Origin of the sequence: Pseudomonas cedrina subsp. cedrina, assembly GCF_001983175.1 — a bacterium.
Taxonomy (GTDB): Bacteria; Pseudomonadota; Gammaproteobacteria; order Pseudomonadales; family Pseudomonadaceae; genus Aquipseudomonas; species Aquipseudomonas cedrina.
The window spans coordinates 11,549-34,594 of record NZ_MNPW01000006.1 but is presented as its reverse complement, the minus strand read 5'-3'; the positions used below and the strand labels follow the sequence as shown (position 1 = coordinate 34,594).

Annotated in this window: 21 protein-coding genes and 2 pseudogenes; 17 read left to right on the top strand and 6 right to left on the bottom strand. The window is 61.5% G+C overall.

What is annotated here, in order from left to right; genetic code table 11:
* Positions 1-53 precede the first annotated feature (53 nt).
* Entirely contained in the window at positions 54-1,283 is a 1,230-nt protein-coding gene (gene serA / locus BLL36_RS13455) for a phosphoglycerate dehydrogenase (protein ID WP_076951925.1), read from the bottom strand.
* Between the two features lie 205 nt (positions 1,284-1,488).
* On the opposite strand from serA, the gene BLL36_RS13445 reads away from it, so the two are divergent.
* The 4 genes from BLL36_RS13445 (at position 1,489) to BLL36_RS13430 (ending at position 5,754) form a co-directional block, all read left to right on the top strand.
* A complete protein-coding gene (locus BLL36_RS13445; protein WP_076951924.1) occupies positions 1,489-2,883 on the top strand; it encodes an FAD-binding oxidoreductase in 1,395 nt (464 codons plus the stop codon).
* A gap of 22 nt (positions 2,884-2,905) precedes the next feature.
* Complete coding sequence (locus tag BLL36_RS13440; RefSeq protein WP_076951923.1) at positions 2,906-3,571, top strand: fumarylacetoacetate hydrolase family protein; 666 nt, start codon at positions 2,906-2,908, stop codon at positions 3,569-3,571.
* Between the two features lie 221 nt (positions 3,572-3,792).
* Positions 3,793-4,719 carry an SdiA-regulated domain-containing protein gene (locus tag BLL36_RS13435; RefSeq protein WP_076951922.1) on the top strand — a complete coding sequence of 309 codons (927 nt, stop codon included), beginning with the start codon at positions 3,793-3,795 and terminating at the stop codon, positions 4,717-4,719.
* Positions 4,720-4,839: 120 nt separating this feature from the next.
* Positions 4,840-5,754, top strand: coding sequence for an SdiA-regulated domain-containing protein (locus tag BLL36_RS13430; protein ID WP_076951921.1), 915 nt, complete (start codon positions 4,840-4,842; stop codon positions 5,752-5,754).
* Positions 5,755-5,878: 124 nt separating this feature from the next.
* On the opposite strand, the gene rpiA is transcribed toward BLL36_RS13430, so the two are convergent.
* Positions 5,879-6,550 carry a ribose-5-phosphate isomerase RpiA gene (gene rpiA / locus BLL36_RS13425; protein ID WP_076951920.1) on the bottom strand — a complete coding sequence of 224 codons (672 nt, stop codon included), beginning with the start codon at positions 6,548-6,550 and terminating at the stop codon, positions 5,879-5,881.
* Between the two features lie 138 nt (positions 6,551-6,688).
* Between rpiA and ilvA the strand changes: the two genes are divergently transcribed.
* The 4 genes from ilvA to BLL36_RS13405 are packed head-to-tail and all read left to right on the top strand — an operon-like array spanning position 6,689 to position 10,381.
* Positions 6,689-8,203 (top strand): threonine ammonia-lyase, biosynthetic, encoded by a 1,515-nt coding sequence (gene ilvA / locus BLL36_RS13420; RefSeq protein ID WP_076951919.1) that lies wholly within the window; start codon positions 6,689-6,691, stop codon positions 8,201-8,203.
* Between the two features lie 40 nt (positions 8,204-8,243).
* On the top strand, positions 8,244-8,657 hold the full coding sequence (locus BLL36_RS13415) for a DUF2269 family protein (RefSeq protein WP_076951918.1): 414 nt from the start codon (positions 8,244-8,246) through the stop codon (positions 8,655-8,657).
* A gap of 9 nt (positions 8,658-8,666) precedes the next feature.
* Entirely contained in the window at positions 8,667-9,917 is a 1,251-nt protein-coding gene (locus BLL36_RS13410; RefSeq protein WP_076951917.1) for an SDR family oxidoreductase, read from the top strand.
* A complete protein-coding gene (locus BLL36_RS13405) occupies positions 9,914-10,381 on the top strand; it encodes a DUF2269 family protein (protein ID WP_076951916.1) in 468 nt (155 codons plus the stop codon). The genes BLL36_RS13410 and BLL36_RS13405 overlap by 4 nt, the downstream gene beginning before the upstream one ends.
* Before the next feature lie 112 nt (positions 10,382-10,493).
* Here BLL36_RS13405 and BLL36_RS13400 read toward each other — a convergent pair whose 3' ends face one another.
* Entirely contained in the window at positions 10,494-11,150 is a 657-nt protein-coding gene (locus BLL36_RS13400; RefSeq protein ID WP_076951915.1) for a histidinol-phosphatase, read from the bottom strand.
* 143 nt (positions 11,151-11,293) lie between these two features.
* Here BLL36_RS13400 and BLL36_RS13395 point away from each other — a divergent pair, with 143 nt between their 5' ends.
* Together BLL36_RS13395 and ptsP are read left to right on the top strand one after the other, a co-directional pair.
* The gene (locus tag BLL36_RS13395; protein ID WP_003176750.1) at positions 11,294-11,773 is read left to right on the top strand and encodes an RNA pyrophosphohydrolase; all 480 of its coding nucleotides are present in this window, start codon (positions 11,294-11,296) and stop codon (positions 11,771-11,773) included.
* Positions 11,774-11,795: 22 nt separating this feature from the next.
* Positions 11,796-14,075, top strand: coding sequence for a phosphoenolpyruvate--protein phosphotransferase (gene ptsP / locus BLL36_RS13390; RefSeq protein WP_076951914.1), 2,280 nt, complete (start codon positions 11,796-11,798; stop codon positions 14,073-14,075).
* 98 nt (positions 14,076-14,173) lie between these two features.
* Here ptsP and BLL36_RS31285 read toward each other — a convergent pair.
* Positions 14,174-14,260: pseudogene (locus tag BLL36_RS31285) on the bottom strand (NRDE family protein); the annotation flags it as partial.
* A 3-nt stretch (positions 14,261-14,263) separates the two neighbouring features.
* On the opposite strand from BLL36_RS31285, the pseudogene BLL36_RS31685 reads away from it, so the two are divergent.
* Positions 14,264-14,419: pseudogene (locus BLL36_RS31685) on the top strand (hypothetical protein); the annotation flags it as partial.
* Positions 14,420-14,517: 98 nt separating this feature from the next.
* On the opposite strand, the gene BLL36_RS13380 reads toward BLL36_RS31685, so the two are convergent.
* The gene (locus tag BLL36_RS13380; RefSeq protein WP_076951912.1) at positions 14,518-15,264 is read right to left on the bottom strand and encodes an NRDE family protein; all 747 of its coding nucleotides are present in this window, start codon (positions 15,262-15,264) and stop codon (positions 14,518-14,520) included.
* A 120-nt stretch (positions 15,265-15,384) separates the two neighbouring features.
* On the opposite strand from BLL36_RS13380, the gene BLL36_RS13375 reads away from it, so the two are divergent.
* From BLL36_RS13375 to BLL36_RS13365, 3 genes are all read left to right on the top strand, one after another.
* Positions 15,385-16,167: a sulfite exporter TauE/SafE family protein gene (locus BLL36_RS13375; protein WP_076951911.1), complete on the top strand. Its 783-nt coding sequence runs from the start codon at positions 15,385-15,387 to the stop codon at positions 16,165-16,167.
* A 77-nt stretch (positions 16,168-16,244) separates the two neighbouring features.
* Entirely contained in the window at positions 16,245-17,057 is an 813-nt protein-coding gene (lgt, locus tag BLL36_RS13370; protein ID WP_076951910.1) for a prolipoprotein diacylglyceryl transferase, read from the top strand.
* A 57-nt stretch (positions 17,058-17,114) separates the two neighbouring features.
* Positions 17,115-17,948 (top strand): thymidylate synthase, encoded by an 834-nt coding sequence (locus BLL36_RS13365; RefSeq protein WP_076951909.1) that lies wholly within the window; start codon positions 17,115-17,117, stop codon positions 17,946-17,948.
* A 130-nt stretch (positions 17,949-18,078) separates the two neighbouring features.
* Here the strand turns inward: BLL36_RS13365 and cadR are convergent, their stop codons facing one another.
* On the bottom strand, positions 18,079-18,519 hold the full coding sequence (gene cadR, locus BLL36_RS13360; protein ID WP_076951908.1) for a Cd(II)/Pb(II)-responsive transcriptional regulator: 441 nt from the start codon (positions 18,517-18,519) through the stop codon (positions 18,079-18,081).
* A gap of 85 nt (positions 18,520-18,604) precedes the next feature.
* On the opposite strand from cadR, the gene BLL36_RS13355 reads away from it, so the two are divergent.
* The 3 genes from BLL36_RS13355 (at position 18,605) to BLL36_RS13345 (ending at position 23,046) form a co-directional block, all read left to right on the top strand.
* Positions 18,605-20,863: a heavy metal translocating P-type ATPase gene (locus BLL36_RS13355; RefSeq protein ID WP_076951907.1), complete on the top strand. Its 2,259-nt coding sequence runs from the start codon at positions 18,605-18,607 to the stop codon at positions 20,861-20,863.
* Positions 20,864-20,879: 16 nt separating this feature from the next.
* Entirely contained in the window at positions 20,880-21,743 is an 864-nt protein-coding gene (locus BLL36_RS13350; RefSeq protein WP_076951906.1) for a LysR family transcriptional regulator, read from the top strand.
* Between the two features lie 238 nt (positions 21,744-21,981).
* A complete protein-coding gene (locus tag BLL36_RS13345; protein ID WP_076951905.1) occupies positions 21,982-23,046 on the top strand; it encodes a putative 2-aminoethylphosphonate ABC transporter ATP-binding protein in 1,065 nt (354 codons plus the stop codon).

Here is a 23,046-nt window from a genome sequence, read left to right as displayed (position 1 = left end):
AAAAAATGGGAGACCCCTGCGGGTCTCCCATTTTTTATGCGGCGTTTGAAACGTTAGAACAACACGCGGCTACGAATCGTGCCGGTGATGTGCTGCAGCTTCTCTTGCGCCAGGTCCGAATACTCGGCATCGACGTCGATCACCACATAGCCGACCTTCTCGTTGGTCTGCAGGAACTGACCGGAGATGTTGATGCCGTTTTCCGCGAAGACCTTGTTGATCTCCATCATTACGCCAGGAATGTTCTGGTGGATGTGCAGCAGGCGGTGCTTGCCAGGGTGAGCCGGCAGGGCCACTTCCGGGAAGTTGACGGACGATACCGAGGTACCGTTGTCGCTGTACTTGACCAGCTTTTCCGAGACTTCCAGGCCGATGTTGGCTTGGGCTTCAGCGGTGGAGCCGCCGATGTGCGGGGTCAGGATCACGTTGTCCAAGCCACGCAGCGGGCTTTCGAAGATGTCGTCGTTGGAGCGTGGCTCCACCGGGAACACGTCGATGGCGGCGCCGATCAGGTGCTTGTCCTTGATCGCGTCGGCCAGGGCGTCCAGCTCGACCACGGTGCCGCGTGCGGCGTTGATCAGGATCCCGCCTTTCTTGATGGCGCGGATCTCCTTCTCGCCGATCATCCACTGGGTTTCAGCGGTTTCCGGAACGTGCAGGGTGACGATGTCGGACATGCCCAGCAGCTCGGTCAGGCTCGACACTTGCGTGGCGTTGCCCAGCGGCAGCTTGGTCAGGGTGTCGTAGAAGAACACCTGCATCCCCAAGCCTTCTGCCAGTACCGACAGCTGCGTACCGATCGAGCCGTAACCGACGATGCCCAGCTTCTTGCCGCGGATTTCGAAGGAGTTGGCCGCGCTTTTGATCCAGCCGCCACGGTGGCAGGAAGCGTTCTTCTCGGGGATACCGCGCAGCAGCAGGATCGCCTCGGCCAGCACCAGCTCCGCAACGGAACGGGTGTTGGAGTACGGTGCGTTGAACACCGCGATGCCACGCTCGCGCGCTGCGTTGAGGTCGACCTGGTTGGTGCCGATGCAGAAACAGCCAACCGCCACGAGCTTCTTGGCGTGGTCGAAGATCTCTTCGGTCAGCTGAGTGCGTGAGCGAATGCCGATAAAGTGCGCGTCGGCGATCTTTTCCTTGAGCTGGGCTTCCGGCAGAGAACTGGTGATGTACTCAATGCTGGTGTACCCGGCGGCTTTCAGAACGTCGACAGCCGATGGGTGGACGCCTTCCAGAAGAAGGAACTTGATCTTGCTCTTATCGAGAGAAGTCTTGCTCATCTGCGTAAACCTGTATCCCGGAGAAAAATGGCAGGGAATCGGATCACGTAAGCTGACCCGGACGGCAGGAAAGCCGTCACCGCAGAAACGCCCTTTGGGTCTGTCCTGCGGGGGCGGTATGCTAGCATACGCGCCCCGCTAAACACCTATTCCTGCGACGTGAAGCGTTCTCAGGATGACCATGAATTGTTCGAGAGTTCTGTCGATGACCCATCCTGCCCTGATTGATGAGCTGAAGACCCTGGTTGAGCCCGGCAAAGTGCTGACCGACGCCGACTCCCTGGAGGCTTACGGCAAGGATTGGACCAAGCACTTCGCACCCGCGCCGACCGCCATTGTCTTCCCCAAGACCACCGAGCAGGTACAGGCCATCGTGCGTTGGGCCAATGCGCACAAGGTAGCGCTGGTGCCCTCCGGCGGGCGTACCGGCCTGTCGGCAGCCGCCGTGGCGGCGAATGGCGAAGTGGTGGTGTCGTTCGACTACATGAACCAGATCCTCGACGTGAACCTCACCGACCGCACCGCCGTGTGCCAGCCGGGCGTGGTCACCAAGCAATTGCAGAACGTCGCCGAAGAAAACGGCCTGTACTACCCGGTGGATTTCGCGTCCTCCGGTTCCAGCCAGATTGGCGGCAACATTGGCACCAATGCCGGCGGCATCAAGGTGATTCGCTACGGCATGACCCGCAACTGGGTGGCGGGCATGAAGGTCGTCACCGGCAAGGGCGATGTGCTGGAACTGAACCGCGACCTGATCAAGAACGCCACCGGCTACGACATGCGCCAGCTGTTCATCGGCGCCGAAGGTACCCTGGGCTTCGTGGTCGAGGCCACCATGCGCCTGGACCGTGCACCGAAAAACCTTACCGCGATGGTGCTGGGTACCACCGACTTCGACTCGATCATGCCGGTATTGCACGCGTTCCAGAGCAAGCTCGACCTGACCGCCTTTGAGTTCTTTTCGGACAAGGCCTTGGCCAAAGTCCTCGGCCGTGGCGACGTGCCAGCGCCGTTCGAAACCGAGTGCCCGTTCTATGCGCTGCTGGAATTCGAAGCCACCACTGAAGAAGTCGCCAACCATGCCCTGGAAACCTTCGAGCACTGCGTCGAGCAGGGCTGGGTGCTGGACGGCGTGATGAGCCAGAGCGAAACCCAGTTGCACAACCTGTGGAAGCTGCGCGAGTACATCTCCGAGACCATTTCCCACTGGACACCGTACAAGAACGACATTTCGGTCACCGTCTCCAAAGTGCCGGCGTTCTTGCAGGAAATCGATGCGATTGTCGGTGAACACTACCCGGACTTCGAAATCGTCTGGTTCGGCCACATCGGCGACGGCAACCTGCACCTGAACATCCTCAAGCCGGAAACCCTGAGCAAGGATGAGTTCTTCACCAAGTGCGCCACCGTGAACAAGTGGGTATTTGAAACAGTTGCGAAGTACAACGGTTCGATCTCCGCCGAGCACGGCGTGGGCATGACCAAGCGCGATTACCTGACCTACAGCCGTTCGCCGGTTGAAATCGAATACATGAAAGCAGTGAAAGCCGTGTTCGACCCCAACGGGATCATGAACCCTGGCAAGATCTTCGCTGTTTAACCGCCCCTGAAGGAGTCGTTTCATGAGCTACCAGCACAAGTACGTCGACGGCACCAACATCCACTTTCCGGTCGGCAAAGTGGTGTGTATCGGGCGTAACTACGCCGAACATGCCAAGGAACTGGACAACCCGGTACCGACCGAGCCGTTGTTGTTCATCAAACCGGGCAGTTGCGTGGTGCCGTTGGAAGGCGGTTTCAGCATCCCGACCGAGCGCGGTTCGGTGCACTACGAAGCGGAAATCGCGGTACTGATCGGCAAGCCTCTGTCGAACAAGCCAAGCCGTGAAGAAGTGCTGGATGCCATCTCCGGCTTCGCTCCGGCCCTGGACCTGACCTTGCGCGACAAGCAGGCCGAGCTGAAGGCCAAGGGCCTGCCGTGGGAAATCGCCAAGTCCTTCGACGGCGCGGCGGTGATTGCACCGTTTGTGGTCAGCAGTACCTTTGCGGACGTGACCGACATCGGCATTCGCCTGAGCATCAATGGCCAAGTGCGTCAGAACGGCAACAGCTCGCAAATGCTCAACCCGATCATCCCGATGATCCAGCACATGGCCGGCTGCTTCTCGCTGCAAGCGGGCGACGTGATCCTCACCGGCACCCCGGCTGGCGTGGGTCCGCTGAATGTGGGTGATGAGCTGGTGCTGGAGTTGTCGGGTGTGAATCGCTTCGAAAGCAGCGTTCGCTGATAGTTGAATGCAGTCTACATGTGGGAGCTGGCTTGCCTGCGATAGCATCGCCTCAGTGTGACTGACACACCGAGTCGCCTGCATCGCGGGCAAGCCCGGCTCCCACAAGGGTTTGTGTGAGCCGCAAAATCCAAGGTTTTGCATTTTTTTCACACGCCATCCGGATAATCCTTGGCCTTGTGCTATCCCCCCTAATGCTGACTTTCCGGAAAAAGCGCCCAATGGCCGTGCCTCTGCCCTCCGCCACACCCAAGCCGCGTTCTCGTTTTGCCCTGCGCTGGTACTCCTGGCTGCTGCTGACCGGCGTGATCGTGTACGGCGTTGCCTGGATCATGCACTGGGATGATCGCGGTGTGCTGTGGGTGCTTGAAGGCTTCGAAACTTCCGCCGAGCGCCAGGAAAGCGTGTGGCTGCCGGACTACCATGCGGTCATCGACGGCAAGCTTTTACTGGGGATGGAGAAGGACGAAGCGTCCGACATCGCCTACAACCCTCAGACCAAAACCCTGTTTGCAGTGATGGGCAAGAACCCGTTCCTCGTCGAGTTGAGCCTGCAAGGCGAGGTGCTGCGCAAGATGCCGCTCAACGGCTGGGATAACCCGGAAGGCGTGGCGGTGATGGAAAATGGCCTGATCGCCGTAGTCGACGAGCGCCAGCACAGCCTGTCCATCGTCAAGGTCGACGCCGCCACCCAGCAATTGAACAAGGCTGACTTCCCAACGTATGACCTGGGCCCGTCCAAGGACCAGAACAAAGCGTTTGAAGCCGTTACCTGGGACAAGCGCAACCAACAGCTGATATTGGGCGAAGAGCGCCCGCCGGCGCTGTTTACCTGGAAAAGCGACGGCAGCCAGACGTTGGCCGGCGACAAGCAAAAGCGGGCCAGTTCCGAACTGGACATGCGTAACCTCTCTGCCCTGGCCGTCGACCCTCGCACGGGCCATCTGCTGATGCTATCGGCCGATTCCCATCTGTTGCTGGAGTTGGACGAGAAGGGCGGGCAGGTCAGCTTCATGACTTTGCTCGGCGGGTTTAACGGCCTCAAAAACACCATTCCACGCGCGGAAGGGGTGACCATGGACGAGGACGGCACGCTCTACATGGTCAGTGAGCCAAATCTGTTCTATCGCTTCGAAAAGCAGAAATAGCAGATAAATCACGTCGGATATTTCTCTAAAAGCGGCATTGGCCAGACACCGTGGTGCGTTTAAGTTTAAATTCAGACAGGCGTGATATTCATTCGCCACTTTTGATTTTGAGCCCGCCCAATGCGACGACTAGTCCGCCCCAAATCTATCTTCTTTCTTCTTGCGCTGATCGCTCTGGTCAGCGCCGGGGCCGTTGCGCAGCACTTTCGCCTGTTCGAGCGCGCCTGGTTCAACTGGCAAGCGTGGCGCCAGCCGGCCAATGAGCGCTCCATTGGCCTGGCGGATTACCGTGTGGCCATCGAGGCTCAGGTAATCGAAGGGCTCAATGACGATGTTTCGGCCCTGACCTACGACCCTGTGCGCAAAAGCCTGTTTACCGTCACCAATAAAAATGCCGAGCTGATTGAACTGTCCTTGGAGGGCAAAATCCTGCGACGCATCCCCTTGGTGGGGTTTGGCGATGCGGAAGCGGTGGAATTTATCAGCGACAACATCTATGTCATCAGCGATGAACGCCAGCAGCGCCTGATCAAGGTGCATGTGGATGACGACACGCAGTTTCTCGACGCCGCCGATGCGGAGCAAATGACCCTGGGCCTGCACGTTGGCGGCAATAAAGGCTTTGAAGGCCTGGCCTATGACTCGGTAGGCAAGCGCCTGTTCGTGGCCAAGGAGCGCGACCCGATGCTGATCTACGAGGTCCACGGCTTCCCCCATTTCAAACCGGAAAAAACCTACTCGGTGCATGTGATCAACAACCCCAAGCGCGACGCAGGATTGTTTGTGCGTGACCTGTCGAGCCTGCAATACGATGAGCGCAGCGGCCATTTGCTGGCGCTGTCGGATGAGTCGTTCCTGGTATTGGAGCTGGATATCGACGGTCGCCCGCTGAGCAGTCTGTCACTGCTCAACGGGCGCCATGGCCTGAAAAAGCGCGTGCCCCAGGCGGAAGGGATCGCGATGGACGATGACGGTAACTTGTACCTGACCAGCGAGCCGAACCTGTTCTACGTCTTCAAAAAACCGGATTCCTGAGCACGCTGCTGAACCCCTGTGGGAGCTGGCTTGCCTGCGATGCAGCCACCTCGGTCTGTCAGTCAAACCGGGTCGATGCCATCGCAGGCAAGCCAGCTCCCACAAAAAGCACAGCCGATTTGCATCAGGCCTTGAGGGTTTTGACACCTTCGGAGGTGCCCAGCAGCAACACATCCGCCGGGCGCGCGGCAAACAGACCGTTGGTGACCACGCCGACGATCGCGTTGATCTGCGTCTCCAGCTTCACCGGATCGGTGATCTGCATGTTGAACACGTCGAGGATGATGTTGCCGTTGTCGGTCAACACGTCTTCGCGGTACACCGGGTCGCCGCCCAGTTTGACCAGCTCGCGAGCTACGTGGCTGCGGGCCATCGGGATCACTTCCACCGGCAGCGGGAACGCGCCGAGTACCGGCACCAGCTTGCTGGCGTCGGCGATGCAGATAAAGGTCTTGGCCACGGCTGCGACGATCTTCTCGCGGGTCAGGGCCGCGCCGCCGCCCTTGATCAGGTTCAGGTGTTCGTCGCTTTCATCGGCGCCGTCGACGTAGAACTCCAGGTCGCTCACGGTGTTGAGCTCGTACACCGGAATGCCATGACCCTTGAGGCGCGCGGCGGTGGCTTCGGAGCTGGCCACGGCGCCGTCGAACGCGCCTTTGTGTTTGGCCAGCGCATCGATGAAGCAGTTGGCGGTGGAGCCGGTGCCGACGCCGACGATGCTCTTGTCGTCGAGTTTGGGAAGGATTAAATCGACAGCGGCCTGGGCCACTGCCTGTTTGAGTTGATCCTGGGTCATGCGGGCTCCGGAACGGGCGGGAACTAAAGGGGGGCGCGAGTATAACCCAACAAAACCTCGGGATTCGTGTGGTCGCCCGGCCAAACGCTGGGTTAGACTCCCTGGCCCTGTCCAACCCGCCCAAGTGAACCTGCGCCGATGCTTGAACACTACGTCAAAAAGATCCTTACCTCGCGCGTTTACGACGTTGCCGTAGAAACCCCTTTGCAGACCGCCCGCCAGCTTTCCGAGCGGCTGGGCAACAAGGTCTGGCTCAAGCGTGAAGACTTGCAGCCGGTGTTCTCGTTCAAGATTCGCGGTGCCTACAACAAGCTGACCCAACTGACCGGTGAAGAGCGTGCGCGCGGCGTGGTCACGGCCTCGGCCGGCAACCACGCCCAGGGCCTGGCCCTGGCGGCCAAAGTGCTGGGGGTCAAAGCTACCATCGTGATGCCCAAGACCACGCCGGAGATCAAGGTCGAAGGCGTGCGCTCCCGTGGCGGCAAAGTGGTGCTGCATGGCGATTCCTTCCCGGAAGCCTTGGCCTATTCGCTGAAGCTGGTCGACGAAAAAGGCTACGTCTACATTCACCCCTACGATGATCCGCACACCATTGCCGGGCAGGGCACCGTGGCGATGGAAATCCTGCGCCAGCACCCAGGGCCGCTGGATGCGATCTTCGTGCCGGTGGGCGGCGGCGGGCTGATCGCCGGTATCGCGGCGTATGTGAAATACCTGCGCCCGGAGATCAAGATCATCGGCGTCGAGCCGGACGATTCCAACTGCCTGCAGCTCGCCATGGCGGCGGGTGAGCGCGTGGTATTGCCGACCGTGGGCCTGTTTGCGGATGGCGTGGCAGTGGCGCAGATCGGCCATTACACCTTTGAAATCTGCAAAGACTATGTCGATGAAGTGATCACCGTGAGCACCGATGAAATCTGTGCGGCGATCAAGGACATCTACGACGACACCCGTTCCATCACTGAGCCGGCAGGGGCATTGGGTGTGGCCGGTATCAAGAAGTACGTCGAGACCCGCGGCGTTACGGGGCAGACGCTGGTGGCCATCGACTCCGGTGCCAACGTCAACTTCGACCGCCTGCGCCATGTGGCCGAGCGCGCCGAGCTGGGTGAAGGGCGCGAAGCCATCATCGCCGTGACCATCCCCGAGAAACCCGGCAGCTTCAAGGCCTTCTGCGAGGCCGTGGGCAAGCGCCAGATCACCGAATTCAACTACCGCTACCACACCGGCAGCGAGGCGCACATTTTCGTCGGCGTGCAGACGCACCCGGAAAACGACCCACGCAGCGCGCTGATCGCCAGCCTTACCAGCCAGGGTTTCCCGGTGCTGGACCTGACTGAAAATGAACTGGCCAAGTTGCACATCCGTCATATGGTCGGCGGGCACGCGGCCAAGGTCAGCGATGAGGTGGTGTTTCGCTTCGAATTCCCGGAGCGCCCGGGTGCCTTGTTCAACTTTCTTAACAAATTGGGCGGGCGCTGGAACATCTCGATGTTCCACTATCGCAACCACGGCGCAGCCGATGGCCGTGTGGTCGCCGGCCTGCAAGTGCCGGCGAACGAGCGTCACCTGGTACCGGCCGCGCTGGAAGCGATTGGCTACCCTTACTGGGATGAAAGCGATAACCCGGCCTACACCCTGTTCCTCGGCTGAGCGGCTACGCTGGTGGGGACGGCCTTTAAGGAAAGATGACATGGAAACCCTGACCACCCTGAAAGTTATCCACATCGCGGCCACCGTGTTGTTGCTGCTCAGTGGCCTTGGCCTGGCGTTGCTGGCCTGGCGCAAACGCAGCGCCGGTCCGGCGGTGATGGTGCAGCGGCCGTGGGCCTTCATCTGGTTATTGATGGGCGTTTGCCTGGTCAGCATGCCGTTCACCGGCTGGTGGCTGGTGCACCTTGTTGGCTGGCCGTTGGGGCAGACCTGGATCCTGGGGTCCAGCATCCTTTACACCGTAGCGGCGCTGGCGTGGTTCTGGCTGGTGGCGCGGCTCAATCGGCTGCGCAAGGGCGAGGGTGGCAGCCTGAATTTCACCCTCGTGCTGGCGGTGGTCAGCCTGGTGGGTTTTGTGGCGATTGCCGGGTTGATGGGTGCCAAACCGGTCTAAAGGAGTTTCATGAACATTCTTCTGGTTGGCGCCACCGGGTTTGTCGGGCGCCACCTGTTGTGGGCCTTGCAGCAAGCGGGGCACTGCGTGGTTGCAACCTGTCGCGAGCCTCGAAGCCAGGATTGGCCTGGGGTGCAGTGGCGCTCGCTGGATCTGGGCCTGCTGGCTACTGACCCCGAAGCTTTCAACTTTCCCGGGTCCGTTGATGTATTGATCAATGCAGCCGGTCTGCTGAGCGTGGATGCGGCCGAATTAAGCCGGGTGCAGGATCGGGGCACTTGCGCGTTGTTTGATCTGGCGGCGCGGCGTGGCGTTCGGGTCCTGCAGATATCGGCCTTGGGCGCCTCAACGCAGGCCGACGTGCCTTTTCTTGCCAGTAAAGGCGTAGCTGACGATTACCTGCTCGGCCTGAACATCCATTCAGTGGTGCTGCGCCCCTCATTGGTGGTGGGTGAGGGCGGCGCCAGCAGCGCCTGGCTCGCTGCGCTTTCGCCCTGGCCGCTGATCCCGCTGCTGGACCTCAAGGCCCACCTGCAACCGGTGCACATCGATGACGTGGTCGGTGCCGTGCTGGCGCTGCTGCGGCGCTGGCCTGCCGAATCGATGGTATTGCCCTTGGTGGGGCCTGAACCGATGCGGCTGAGCCAGGTCATCGATCATTTGCGCGCCGCCCAAGGCTGGGGGCCGGGTCGATACGTGCAAGCCCCGTTGCTGAAATTGGGCGGCTGGATGGGCGACCGCCTGGGTTGGCGCGCGCTCAACAGACAAAGTATCACCCTGGCGCAACAGGGCAACGTGGCCGACCCCGAGGTGCTGGCTTCGGTCTGCGGCTATTCGGCGGCGCCGTTGTCCTCGCGTTTGCAGGGCTGGCCGACAGCGGCCGTGAGCAGCCAGCTCACGATCCGGCCCCTGATGCTGGCGGTGCTGGTGCTGATCTGGCTGGGCACCGCAGCCGTGTGCCTGGGGCCGGGATACGACTGGGGCTTGCGCATCATGGCGCAAGCCGGCGTGCACGGTGCCTGGGCGATGCTGGCCGTGATCGGCGGTGCGCTGTGCGATGCTCTGCTGGGCCTGGGGCTGCTGGTCCGGCGCTGGCGGCGCCCAGCCCTGATGTTGCAACTGCTGCTGATGACCGGCTACACCCTGTGTATCAGCGTGATTTTGCCCCACTACTGGTTCGACCCCTATGCCGCCGTCGCCAAGAACCTGGTGTTGATGGTGGCCACTTTATGGTTATTTTGGACTGAGCCCCGTCGATGAGCGCTTACCTGCTGTTGAAAACCCTGCATATCCTGTCATCCACCGTCCTGTTCGGCCTGGGCGCTGGCTCGGCTTATTACGCGCTGCGCGCCTGGCGCAGCGGCAAGGTGGAAGTCATCGCCGTGACCTTCAAGCACCTGGTGTTCGCCGACTGGGCGTTTACCGCGACCACGGCGGTGTTCCAGCCGTTGAGCGGCATCGGCTTGATGCACCTGGCGGGGTGGTCGTTGCAGCAGAGTTGGCTGCAATGGACGTTCGGGTTGTACGTGCTGGCGGGGATCTGCTGGCTGCCGGTGGTGTGGTTGCAGATTCGTGTGCACAAAATGGCGGAGCAGGCGCTGAGGGAAGGCACGGCGATGCCGCTCAAGGCGGCGACCTATATGCGCTGGTGGTTTGGCCTGGGGTGGCCGGCGTTCCTGGCATTCATGGTGATTTTCTATTTGATGGTGGCCAAGCCCATGTAAGGCATTGGACCGAGTCGACTGCATCGCAGGCAAGCCAGCTCCCACAGTTGATCCGGTTTCTTCAAGGGCAACGCGGTCGAATGTGGGAGCGGGCTTGCCCGCGATAAGGCCATCAGCTACGCAGCGTAATCACCGGCCAGCCGCGCTTCTCGGCCTCAGCCCGCAGATTCGGGTCCGGATCCACCGCCACCGGATGAGTCACCTGCTCCAGCAGCGGCAGGTCATTCATCGAGTCGCTGTAGAAATAGCTGTCTTCCAGACTGAAGCCGGTTTCTTCCAGCCAACGGTTCAACCGCGTCACCTTGCCCTCACGAAAGCACGGCACATCAGTGCTGCGCCCGGTATAGCGGCCGTTTTCCATCTCGCACTCGGTAGCGATCAGGGTGTCCACGCCCAGGCGTGCGGCAATTGGCGCGGTGACGAAACGGTTGGTGGCGGTGATGATCACCAGCTTGTCACCGGCGGCGCGGTGCTTGGCCAGCAGTTCCACAGCCCGCGGCAACATGATCGGTTCGATGCAGTCGCGCATATAGTCGTTGTGCCACTCATCGAGCTGGGCCATCTCGGTGCGGCCGAGGATTTCCAGGCAAAAGTTCAGGTAGGCGGCGTTATCCAGCTTGCCGGCGAGGTAATCCTGGTAGAACTCATCGTTGCGGGCTTTATAGGCCACCGGGTCGAGAATCCCGCGTTCGCACAGGTAATCGCCCCAGGCGTGGTCACTGTCACCGCCCAGAAGGGTGTTGTCCAAGTCGAATAAAGCCAGGCGCATTGCAGTTACTCGCTGAAAAGTCTGTAAAAAGGCGTCCAGAATACGGTCTTTTCACAAGAGTGCACATAAGGTAAGAAGCCTCGTTGCCGCTGGAACAACCTTTGTGGAACAATGCGGCGACATGCGTTTGCGAGGTTGTTGCCGTGATCGACCCCGATGGTTTCCGTCCTAATGTCGGGATTATTCTTACGAATGATGCCGGACAGGTGCTATGGGCTCGCCGAATCAACCAAGATGCCTGGCAGTTTCCTCAAGGCGGAATCAACCCCGACGAAACCCCTGAAGACGCCTTGTACCGTGAGTTGAATGAAGAAGTCGGCCTTGAGCGTGAAGATGTGCAAATTCTGGCCTGTACCCGTGGCTGGTTGCGTTATCGTTTGCCGCAACGCCTGGTGCGTACCCACAGCCAACCGCTGTGCATCGGCCAGAAGCAGAAATGGTTTCTCCTGCGCCTGATCTCCAACGAGCAGCGGGTGCGGATGGATTTGACCGGTAAACCGGAGTTCGATGGCTGGCGTTGGGTCAGTTATTGGTATCCGTTGGGCCAGGTGGTGACATTCAAGCGCGAGGTTTATCGTCGCGCGCTCAAAGAGCTTGCCCCGCGCCTTTTAGCGCGCGACTGACGACGGAGTTCGACCCCGAGCCATGCTCAATACGCTGCGCAAGATCGTCCAGGAAGTTAACTCCGCCAAGGATCTCAAGGCGGCGTTGGGGATTATTGTGTTGCGCGTCAAGGAAGCCATGGGCAGCCAGGTCTGCTCGGTTTACCTGCTGGACCCCGAGACCAACCGTTTTGTGCTGATGGCCACCGAGGGCCTGAACAAACGCTCTATCGGCAAGGTCAGCATGGCGCCCAACGAGGGTCTGGTGGGCCTGGTGGGGACGCGTGAAGAACCCCTGAACCTTGAACACGCGGCCGATCACCCGCGTTACCGCTACTTTGCCGAAACCGGCGAAGAGCGTTACGCCTCGTTTCTCGGCGCCCCGATCATTCACCACCGTCGCGTTGTCGGCGTGTTGGTCATCCAGCAAAAAGAGCGGCGCCAGTTCGACGAAGGTGAAGAAGCCTTCCTGGTGACCATGAGCGCGCAATTGGCCGGGGTTATCGCCCACGCCGAAGCGACGGGCTCGATCCGTGGCCTGGGCCGCGAGGGCAAGGGCATCCAGGAAGCCAAGTTCGTGGGCGTGCCGGGTTCGCCGGGCGCTGCGGTCGGTACGGCGGTGGTTATGTTGCCGCCGGCGGACCTGGACGTAGTGCCGGACAAGACCGTCAAAGACATCGACGCCGAAATCAAACTGTTCAAGACCGCCCTGGAAGGCGTGCGCGCCGACATGCGCAACCTGTCGACCAAGCTGGCGACCCAGTTGCGTCCTGAAGAGCGCGCGTTGTTCGACGTGTACCAGATGATGCTCGACGACGCCTCCCTGGGTAACGAAGTCAAGACCGTGATCAAGACCGGCCAGTGGGCCCAGGGCGCGCTGCGCCAGGTGGTGACCGATCACGTCAACCGTTTCGAATTGATGGACGACGCCTACCTGCGCGAGCGCGCCTCGGACGTGCGCGACCTCGGCCGCCGTCTGCTGGCCTACCTGCAGGAAGACCGCACCACCAACCTGGTCTACCCCGACAACACCATCCTTATCAGCGAAGAGCTGACCGCCACCATGCTCGGCGAAGTGCCGGAAGGCAAACTGGTGGGCCTGGTGTCGGTACTCGGTTCGGGCAACTCCCACGTCGCGATCCTGGCCCGGGCCATGGGCATCCCGACGGTGATGGGCCTGGTGGACCTGCCGTACTCCAAGGTCGACGGCATCGACATGATCGTCGACGGCCATCGTGGCGAAGTCTTCACCAACCCCAGCGAGCTGCTGCGCAAGCAGTACGCCGAAGTAGTGGAAGAAGAGAAACAGCTGGCGCTGGGCCTGGACTCATTGCGCGAGCTGCCGTGCGTGACCACCGATGGCCACCGTGTGCCGCTGCTGGTCAACACCGGCCTGCTCGCCGATGTGGCCCGCGCGCAACAGCGCGGCGCCGAAGGGGTGGGGCTGTACCGCACCGAAGTGCCGTTCATGATCAACCAGCGTTTCCCGAGCGAGAAGGAGCAGCTGGCGATTTATCGCGAGCAATTGCAAGCCTTCCACCCGTTGCCGGTGACCATGCGCAGCCTGGACATCGGCGGCGACAAGTCACTGTCGTATTTCCCGATCAAGGAAGACAACCCCTTCCTTGGCTGGCGCGGCATTCGCGTGACCCTCGACCACCCCGAAATATTCCTCGTGCAGACCCGCGCCATGCTCAAGGCCAGCGAAGGCCTGAACAACCTGCGCATCCTGCTGCCGATGATCTCCGGCACCCATGAGCTGGAAGAGGCGCTGCACCTGATCCACCGTGCCTGGGGCGAAGTGCGCGACGAAGGCGCCGATGTGCCGATGCCGCCAATTGGCGTGATGATCGAAATTCCGGCGGCGGTATACCAGGCCAAGGAGCTGGCGCGGCAGGTGGACTTCCTGTCGGTGGGCTCCAACGACCTCACCCAATACCTGCTGGCCGTGGACCGCAACAACCCACGGGTGGCCGACCTTTACGACTACCTGCACCCGGCGGTGCTGCAAGCCTTGCAACACGTAGTGCGCGACGCCCATGCCGAAGGCAAGCCGGTAAGCATCTGCGGTGAAATGGCCGGCGACCCGGCGGCGGCGGTGCTGTTGATGGCGATGGGCTTTGACAGCCTGTCGATGAACGCCACCAACTTGCCAAAGGTGAAGTGGATGTTGCGCCAGGTTGAATTGAGCATGGCCAAGGACCTGCTGGCGGAGCTGATGACCATCGACAACCCGCAAGTTATCCACAGCTCGTTGCAATTGGCGCTGAAGAACCTCGGACTGACGCGGATGATCAACCCGGCCTCGGCGAAAACCCTCTAGACCGCGTCGCGGCCATCGCAGGCAAGCCAGCTCCCACAGGGGAATGCATTCCAAATGTGGGAGCTGGCTTGCCTGCGATGGCGCCAGTCCAGGCGCCATCAAATCCTCAGCTCTACCTCACCCAGCCTGCCACCCTGCGGCCCAAAACTGCGTTCCACCATCCGCCGCGTCCCGTCGGCATTCACAAGATGTTGCGCCAGGTTGAATTGAGCATGGCCAAGGATCTGCTGGCGGAGCTGATGACCATCAACAACCCGCAAGTTATCCACAGCTCGTTGCAATTGGCGCTGAAGAACCTCGGGCTGACGCGCATGATCAACCCGGCGTCGGCGAAAACCCTCTAGACCGCGTCGCGGCCATCGCAGGCAAGCCAGCTCCCACAGGGGAATGCGTTCCAAATGTGGGAGCTGGCTTGCCTGCGATGGCGCCAGTCCAGGCGCCATCAAATCCTCAGCTCTACCTCACCCAGCCTGCCACCCTGCGGCCCAAAACTGCGCTCCACCATCCGCCGCGTCCCGTCGGCATTCACAATCAACACTGTACTTGCCCGCGTCCCGTAACTCGGGCTGGCGATAAACACGCTCGACAGCAGGCTTTCCGTCGCCAAGCCCACACCGGTATCCGGCAGTTCGGCAAACGCTGCCGTCTGCGGATCACTCAAAATCGCCAGCAACGCCTCAGGTTGTGGATCTTCCAGTACTTCGCTCAACGCCGCCCTGGCCTTGAGCAGCTTGGGCCAAGGCGTATCCAGCCCGGCATTGGACAGCCCATACACCCCGGCTTCCAAGCGCGTGGGTTCGGTCTGATTGGCGTTGTAGTGCCACAGCTCATCCCGCGTGCCCACCAGAAGGTTGAACCCGGCATATTCAATCGAACGGCCGTTAACATCGGCCAAATAATCCTCGATCGGCAGCGAACCACTGAGAAACCGCGCCACCAACTCACCGCGTGATTTGCGTGTCGGCGGCTGGTGCGGGTCGCGGATGTTGGTCAAGGCGGCGAAGCGTCCGTCGGCACTCACCCCCAGCCAGGTGCCGCCCGCTTCCTGATCGCGGCCGGCATACACGTGCGGCGCATCCGGCCACTGGGCCAGCGGCAGGCTGGGGCGGGCGTAGAACTCATCGCGGTTGGCCGCAACGATCAGCGGCTGGGCGTGGCCCGGCCGCCAGGCGAATACAATCAGGCACATCAGGCGATTTCCCTTTGTGTTTTTGCCACTTTACCCACTCAGGCACAGGCGTTCCATCGTCTCCAGTTGGGTTGCGCGCCTTCCATCCGTTAACATGCCGGACTTGGTTCGGGGGCTCCCATGGAATTTCTGCTGTATTTGCTGCTCGGCGCCTGTGCGGGTGTGCTTGCCGGACTGTTTGGCGTGGGCGGCGGGATCATCATCGTGCCGGTGCTGGTGTTCAGCTTCACCTTGCAGGGCTTCGACCCGCAGGTGCTGACCCACCTGGCCGTCGGCACTTCACTTGCGACGATCATCTTTACCTCGGTGAATGCCGTGCGCGAGCATCACCGGCGTGGCGCGGTGCGTTGGCCGATATTTGTGTGGATGACCGTGGGTATCCTGATCGGCGCAGGCTTTGGCGCGCTGACCGCCGAGGCGATTTCCGGCCCTCACCTGCAAAAAATCATCGGTGTATTCGCCTTGCTGGTGGCCGTGCAGCTTGCGCTGGAGGTCAAGCCCAGCCCCAGCCGAACGGTGCCGGGCAAGGTCGGCCTGACCCTGGCGGGTACGTTTATTGGCTGGGCCTCGGCGATCTTCGGGATTGGCGGCGGCTCGCTGACCGTGCCGTTCCTGACCTGGCGCAGCGTGCCGATGCAGCAGGCCGTGGCCACTTCATCCGCCTGTGGCCTGCCGATCGCGCTGGCCAGCGCATTGAGTTTCATGATTCTGGGCTGGCATGACCCGTTGTTGCCCGCTCATAGTCTAGGGTTCGTGTATTTGCCGGCGCTGTTGGGCATTGCCCTGACCAGCATGGTGTTTGCCCGCTTCGGCGCACGCCTGGCACACCGGTTGTCGCCGCGCTTGCTCAAGCGGTTGTTCGCCGGGCTGCTGTTCTGTGTCGGCATCAACTTTTTGCTTTAAACAACCTGAGTAATGCAGGCTTAATCGCGCCCGGGCAAGGTCCGGTCGCTATAACGAATGATTAACGAGGAGTCGCAATGCTGCCTTACCCGCAGATCGACCCGGTGGCCCTGGCCATCGGTCCGCTGAAAATCCACTGGTACGGGCTGATGTACCTGGTCGGCATCGGCGGTGCCTGGTTTCTGGCCTCCCGACGCCTGAACCGTTTCGACCCGACCTGGACCAAGGAGAAACTCTCCGACCTGATTTTCTGGCTGTCGATGGGCGTGATTGTCGGCGGGCGCCTGGGGTATGTGCTGTTTTACGATCTTTCCGCCTATATCGCCAACCCGACGCTGATCTTCGAAGTGTGGAAGGGCGGCATGGCGTTCCACGGCGGCTTTATTGGCGTGATGATCGCCGCCTGGTGGTTCGGCCGACGCAATGGCAAGTCGTTCTTCCAGTTGATGGACTTCATCGCACCGATGGTGCCGATCGGCCTGGGCGCCGGGCGTATCGGCAACTTCATCAATGCCGAACTGTGGGGCAAGCCGACCGACGTGCCATGGGCCATGGTATTCCCGCCGTTCAGCGACCCGGCGCAACTGCCACGCCATCCGTCGCAGCTCTATCAGTTCGCGTTGGAAGGCGTGGCCCTGTTCCTTATCCTGTATCTCTTTTCGCGCAAGCCACGGCCCACCATGGCGGTGTCGGGCATGTTCGCGTTGTTCTACGGGATCTTCCGCTTTGTCGTCGAGTTCGTGCGCGTGCCGGATGCGCAGTTGGGCTACCTGGCGTTCGGTTGGGTGACCATGGGCCAAATCCTCAGCCTGCCGATGATCCTTGGCGGCCTGGGCCTGTTGTGGTGGGCGTACAATCGCCCGCAACCGATCAAGAACACCGCGCTTTAAATTCGAATGCCGAGGCTTTTGCTCCAGAGCCTCGGCTTCAACGATACGGGTACACACATGAAGCAATATCTCGAACTCTTGAACGACGTCGTGACCAACGGGCTGACCAAGGGCGATCGCACCGGCACCGGCACCAAGGCCGTGTTCGCCCGTCAGTACCGGCATAACCTGGCCGACGGCTTCCCGCTGCTGACCACCAAGAAGCTTCACTTCAAAAGCATCGCCAACGAGCTGATCTGGATGTTGAGTGGCAATACCAACATCAAGTGGCTCAACGAAAACGGCGTAAAAATCTGGGACGAATGGGCCACCGAAGACGGCGACCTGGGCCCGGTGTACGGCGAGCAGTGGACCGCCTGGCCGACCAAGGACGGCGGCACGATCAACCAGATCGATTACATGGTGCACACGCTCAAGACCAACCCCAACAGCCGCCGCATCCTGTTCCACGGCTGGAACGTCGAGTACCTGCCGGACGAAACCAAAAGCCCGCAGGAAAACGCACGCAACGGCAAGCAGGCCTTGCCGCCGTGCCATCTGCTGTACCAGGCGTTCGTGCATGACGGTCATCTGTCGATGCAGCTGTACATCCGCAGCTCGGATGTGTTCCTCGGCTTGCCGTACAACACGGCCGCGCTGGCGTTGCTCACCCACATGCTGGCCCAGCAATGCGACCTGGTCCCCCACGAGATCATCGTCACCACCGGCGACACCCACGCCTACAGCAACCATATGGAACAGATCCGTACCCAACTGGCGCGTACGCCGAAGAAGCTGCCGGAACTGGTGATCAAGCGTAAGCCTGCTTCGATCTACGACTATAAGTTCGAAGACTTCGAGATCGTGGGCTACGACGCCGATCCAAGCATCAAGGCTGACGTGGCGATCTAAAGGCTAACTCGGTTAGAACTGTGGGAGCTGGCTTGCCTGCGATAGCGGTGTATCAGACACATATCAGGCGCTGACACACCGCTATCGCAGGCAAGCCAGCTCCCACATTTGGACTGCATTTCACGCCAGATCAGTGACCGTGGCTTCGGCCCACATGTGACGGCTCAGCTTCACTGGCCTGGACACTCCCGCTGACCTCCAGCCGCTGCAGAATCCCGCAATGATCCCCGCCACCACAGCGCTGGCGCAGGTCCAGCAATTGCTCCTGCAACGCCAGCAGCCCGTCGATCCGCGCTTTTACATGGTGGATATGCTCATCGATCAACGCATTCACGCTTTCGCACTGGTCCTGGGGGCTGTCGCGTAGCCCGAGCAGGCTGCGGATTTCCTCCAGGGTCATGTCCAGGCTGCGGCAGTTGCGGATGAAGATCAGCCGCTCGGTGTGTGCCTGGGTGTATACGCGGTAGTTGGCGTCGGTGCGCGCCGGCGGCGGCAGCAGGGCTTCCTTCTCGTAGTAACGGATGGTTTCCACCGGGCAGTCGGTGAGTTTGGCCAGTTCGCCGATCTTCATCGCAGCAATCTCCAAATGGGTGCTTGACCCTATAGTGGCTACAGGGTCTTTACTTGGCAACAGGCACCTTTACGGACGCGACCTGATGAGCGATTCGATCCACACCCCGCACAAACATGACCATGACCACGGCGAGAAGAAGCTGACGCCTGCGCATAATCCTGCCCAGAACCACGGCCACAGCGGCTCGTGCTGCTCCAGCACCCCGGCTCCTGCGGTGGTGCAACTGAGCGAGGCGCCCACCGCCGGCGCGCGCCTGAGCACGTTCCGCATCGAAGCCATGGACTGCCCCACCGAGCAGACGCTGATCCAGCACAAACTGGGCAAGCTCGCCGGTGTGCACCAGCTGGAATTCAACCTGATCAACCGCATCCTCGGCGTCACTCATGACTTGCCGAGCACCGCGCCGATCATCGACGCCATCAAATCCTTGGGCATGCAAGCCGATCCGCTTGAAGAGGGCGCGCCCGCCGCCGCGCCTGTCGCCAAGAAACATTGGTGGCCGCTGGCGTTGTCCGGCGTCGGCGCACTGGGTGCCGAAGTGCTGCACTTCACCAACGCCGCGCCCACCTGGGTGATCGCAGTCGTCGCGCTGGTGTCGATTTTCAGCGGCGGCCTCACCACCTATAAAAAGGGCTGGATTGCCCTGAAAAACTTCAACCTGAACATCAATGCCCTGATGAGCATCGCCGTGACCGGCGCAATCCTGATCGGCCAGTGGCCGGAAGCGGCCATGGTGATGTTCCTGTTCACCGTCGCCGAATTGATCGAAGCCAAGTCCCTGGACCGTGCGCGCAACGCCATCAGTGGCTTGATGCAGATGACCCCGGAACAGGCCACCGTGCAACAGGCGGACGGTTCTTGGGTTGAAAAAGAGGTCAAAGGCATTGATCTCGGCGCGATTGTGCGGGTAAGGCCCGGCGAACGCATCGGCCTGGACGGCGAGGTCACCGCCGGCCAGTCCACCATCGACCAGGCGCCGATCACCGGTGAAAGCCTGCCGATTGAAAAGACCGTGGGCGATAAAGTCTTCGCCGGTACCATCAACCAGGCCGGCGCCCTGAAATATAAAGTCACCGCGGCCGCCAACAACTCCACCCTGGCGCGCATCATTCATGCCGTGGAACAGGCCCAAGGCGCGCGGGCGCCGACCCAGCGTTTCGTCGACAGTTTCTCGAAGATTTACACCCCGGCCGTGTTCCTGTTCGCATTGGGCGTGGCGCTGATTCCACCCCTGTTCATGGCGGGCGCCTGGTTCGACTGGATCTACCGCGCCCTGGTGCTGCTGGTGGTCGCATGCCCCTGCGCCCTGGTGATTTCCACCCCGGTGACCATTGTCAGCGGCCTGGCGGCGGCGGCGCGCAAAGGCATCCTGATCAAGGGCGGCGTGTACCTGGAGGGCGGTTACAAGCTCGACTACCTGGCCCTGGACAAGACCGGCACCCTCACCCACGGCAAGCCGGTGCAAACCGATTACCTGGCGCTGTTCCCGAATGTGCAAGACAGCGCGCCGGCCCTGGCCGCCAGCCTGGCCGGGCGCTCCGACCATCCGGTGTCCCTGGCCATCGCCAATGCGGCTGTGGATAAAAACCTGCCGGGCCACGTTGTGGATAACTTCGAGGCCCTGCCCGGACGCGGCGTGCGCGGCGACATCAACGGCGAAACCTATCACTTGGGTAACCACCGCCTGGTGGAAGACCTGGGCCTGTGCTCGCCGGCGCTGGAGGAAAAACTCTTTGCCTTGGAAAAACAAGGCAAGTCCGTGGTGCTGTTGCTCGACAAGTCCGGCCCGCTGGCGCTGTTCGCCGTGGCCGACACGGTCAAGGACAGCAGCCGTGAAGCCATCCAGCAACTGCACGAACTGGGCATCAAGACCCTGATGCTCACCGGCGACAACACCCACACCGCCCAGGCCATTGCGGCTCAAGTCGGCATCGATCAGGCCCAGGGCGACTTGTTGCCCACCGACAAACTGCACGCCATCGAGGCCCTGTACAGTCAAGGCCGCCGCGTAGGCATGGTCGGCGACGGCATCAACGACGCCCCGGCACTGGCCCGCGCCGAAATCGGTTTTGCCATGGCCGCCGCCGGTACCGACACCGCCATCGAAACCGCCGACGTGGCGCTGATGGACGATGATTTGCGCAAGATCCCGGCTTTCATTCGGCTCTCCCGGCAAACGTCGAGTATCCTCAAGCAGAACATCGCCCTGGCGTTGGTGATCAAGGCGATTTTCCTGGTGGTCACCTTCCTGGGGCTGGCGACCATGTGGATGGCAGTCTTCGCCGACATGGGCGTGGCCCTGCTGGTGGTGTTCAATGGCCTGCGCCTGTTGCGCAAATAACCGATGAGAGGGTGGTGTGCTGAGTGCTGAGCTGAAGGCGTTTTTCATGGTCGCCCGCCTGGGCAGCATTACCCAGGCGGCGAAGAAACTCGGCCTGAGCCAGCCCACGGTCACCACCCAGATCCGTAACCTGGAAAGCCAGTACGGCGTGGAGCTGTTCTACCGAGGCGGTCGCCGCCTCACCGTCAGCGACGACGGTGCGCGCCTGCTGCCGATGGTCAAGGCGCTGCTGCAGCAGGAAGCGGATATCGAATTCTTCCTGCGCAACAATGGCCAGGTCCAGGGGGCATTGCGGATCGCCGCGACGGCGCCGTATTACATCCTTGACCTGGTCAAAGCCTTCCGCGAACGCCTGCCGCAGGTGGAGGTGTCGGTAGAGATCGGCAACTCCCAGCAGGTGCTCGAAGCGTTGGACGATTACCGCGTCGATGTCGCGGCCTCGTCGCAACTGCTGGAAGACCCGCGCCTGGTTCGCCGCGTGCTGGGCACCGACCCGCTGGTGCTGGCGGTGCATCGCAACCATCCCCTGGCCAAGCTCGATCATGTGCCGCTGAGCGCGCTCGCCGGGCATACGTTGTTGATGCGCGAAGTGGGGTCCACCACGCGACGCTTGACTGAAGACATGTTGAAAGATGCAGGTGTGAGCTTCGGCCCGTTGCTGGAAATCGGCAGCCGCGAGTCGATCCGCGAAGCGGTGCTGCGCAACATCGGGATCAGCATCATTGCGCGCCAGGAAGTGCCGCATGATCCACAGTTGCGGGTGCTTACCCTGGAGAATGCGCCGCAGATTCCGGAGTATTTGTACTGCCTCAAGGAAAGAAAAAGTGCGCGGCTGCCGGCGGCGTTTTTGGGGTTGGCGCAGGAAATGTCGCCGCTCTGAAGTTGTGGGGTGGCCTTTGAATCGCCATCGCAGGCAAGCCAGCTCCCACCTTTGAATGTATTCACAGATCAAAACTGTGGGAGCCGGGCTTGCCCGCGATGGCGTCAGCTCAGGCAACCCATTCCAAAGGTCCTACCCAAATCCACCAATACCACTATCACCCCCTTTTGCCTTCCTGCCACACCAGCGACGCATTGCCTGCCTAGCATGGCCCTCATCCGTTTGATGAGGTGCCCCCATGAACACAGCCCTGACCCAACCCGGCGCGCCCATGAAGGTGCGCAGTATCCAGAAACGCTTCGGCGCCTTTACCGCGCTGGATAACGTCTCCCTGGACATCGCCGCCGGCGAGCTGGTGTGCCTGCTGGGCCCGTCTGGTTGCGGCAAGACCACCTTGCTGCGCTGCATCGCCGGCCTGGAGCGCCAGGACAGCGGCGAACTTTACCTGGGCAGCCGTGACATTTCCCTGCTGCCGCCACAGGCGCGGGACTACGGCATTCTGTTCCAGTCCTACGCGTTGTTTCCCAACCTCACCGTCGAAGCAAACATCGCCTATGGCCTCACCGGCAGCGGCCGCGACGAAATGCGCAAGCGCGTCGGGCAGATGCTTGAACTGGTCGGCCTGCTCGGCAGCGAAAAGAAATACCCCGGCCAACTGTCCGGCGGCCAGCAGCAACGCGTGGCGCTGGCCCGCGCGCTGGCGCCGGCGCCCTCATTGCTGTTGCTGGATGAGCCGATGTCGGCCCTCGACGCCCGCGTGCGCGAACATCTATGCACCGAATTGCGCCAGCTGCAACGGCGCCTGGGCGTCACCACACTGATGGTCACTCACAACCAGGACGAAGCCATGCTGATGGCCGACCGCATTGCCGTGATGAACAACGGCAGGGTCGAGCAATACGCTACGCCCCAGGAGATCTACGACCGCCCGGCGACGCCGTTCGTGGCGGAATTTGTCGGCCAGGGCAACTGGCTGCCGTTCAGCCGCAACAGCGCCAGCCACGCCCAAGTCGGCGGAATGAACGTGCGCCTGGCCAACGATGCCGGCGTGGCCACGTCCGGCCGTCTGTTCTGCCGCCCGGAGGCCATCAACGTCAACCCGCCGGTGCACGAAGAAAACCTGTTCCCGGCCAAGGTCCGTGAGATCACCTTTCTCGGCAACCGCTGCCGCATGAGCTTTGAGCTGGAGCAATTGCCCGGCCATCCATTGCTGGCCGAGGTGGCTCCGCACGCCTTGCCGCGCCTGGGCGCCCAGGACATCTGGGTCGCTTTGCCGCCGAGCAGCCTGCAGGTGTTTGCCTGA

Bases quoted from the DNA above. Each gene is read 5' to 3' on its own strand.
- serA (WP_076951925.1), bottom strand. From the start codon at position 1,283: ATGAGCAAGACTTCTCTCGATAAGAGCAAGATCAAGTTCCTTCTTCTG.
- BLL36_RS13445 (WP_076951924.1), top strand. From the start codon at position 1,489: ATGACCCATCCTGCCCTGATTGATGAGCTGAAGACCCTGGTTGAGCCC.
- BLL36_RS13440 (WP_076951923.1), top strand. From the start codon at position 2,906: ATGAGCTACCAGCACAAGTACGTCGACGGCACCAACATCCACTTTCCG.
- BLL36_RS13435 (WP_076951922.1), top strand. From the start codon at position 3,793: ATGGCCGTGCCTCTGCCCTCCGCCACACCCAAGCCGCGTTCTCGTTTT.
- BLL36_RS13430 (WP_076951921.1), top strand. From the start codon at position 4,840: ATGCGACGACTAGTCCGCCCCAAATCTATCTTCTTTCTTCTTGCGCTG.
- rpiA (WP_076951920.1), bottom strand. From the start codon at position 6,550: ATGACCCAGGATCAACTCAAACAGGCAGTGGCCCAGGCCGCTGTCGAT.
- ilvA (WP_076951919.1), top strand. From the start codon at position 6,689: ATGCTTGAACACTACGTCAAAAAGATCCTTACCTCGCGCGTTTACGAC.
- BLL36_RS13415 (WP_076951918.1), top strand. From the start codon at position 8,244: ATGGAAACCCTGACCACCCTGAAAGTTATCCACATCGCGGCCACCGTG.
- BLL36_RS13410 (WP_076951917.1), top strand. From the start codon at position 8,667: ATGAACATTCTTCTGGTTGGCGCCACCGGGTTTGTCGGGCGCCACCTG.
- BLL36_RS13405 (WP_076951916.1), top strand. From the start codon at position 9,914: ATGAGCGCTTACCTGCTGTTGAAAACCCTGCATATCCTGTCATCCACC.
- BLL36_RS13400 (WP_076951915.1), bottom strand. From the start codon at position 11,150: ATGCGCCTGGCTTTATTCGACTTGGACAACACCCTTCTGGGCGGTGAC.
- ptsP (WP_076951914.1), top strand. From the start codon at position 11,796: ATGCTCAATACGCTGCGCAAGATCGTCCAGGAAGTTAACTCCGCCAAG.
- BLL36_RS13380 (WP_076951912.1), bottom strand. From the start codon at position 15,264: ATGTGCCTGATTGTATTCGCCTGGCGGCCGGGCCACGCCCAGCCGCTG.
- BLL36_RS13375 (WP_076951911.1), top strand. From the start codon at position 15,385: ATGGAATTTCTGCTGTATTTGCTGCTCGGCGCCTGTGCGGGTGTGCTT.
- lgt (WP_076951910.1), top strand. From the start codon at position 16,245: ATGCTGCCTTACCCGCAGATCGACCCGGTGGCCCTGGCCATCGGTCCG.
- BLL36_RS13365 (WP_076951909.1), top strand. From the start codon at position 17,115: ATGAAGCAATATCTCGAACTCTTGAACGACGTCGTGACCAACGGGCTG.
- cadR (WP_076951908.1), bottom strand. From the start codon at position 18,519: ATGAAGATCGGCGAACTGGCCAAACTCACCGACTGCCCGGTGGAAACC.
- BLL36_RS13355 (WP_076951907.1), top strand. From the start codon at position 18,605: ATGAGCGATTCGATCCACACCCCGCACAAACATGACCATGACCACGGC.
- BLL36_RS13345 (WP_076951905.1), top strand. From the start codon at position 21,982: ATGAACACAGCCCTGACCCAACCCGGCGCGCCCATGAAGGTGCGCAGT.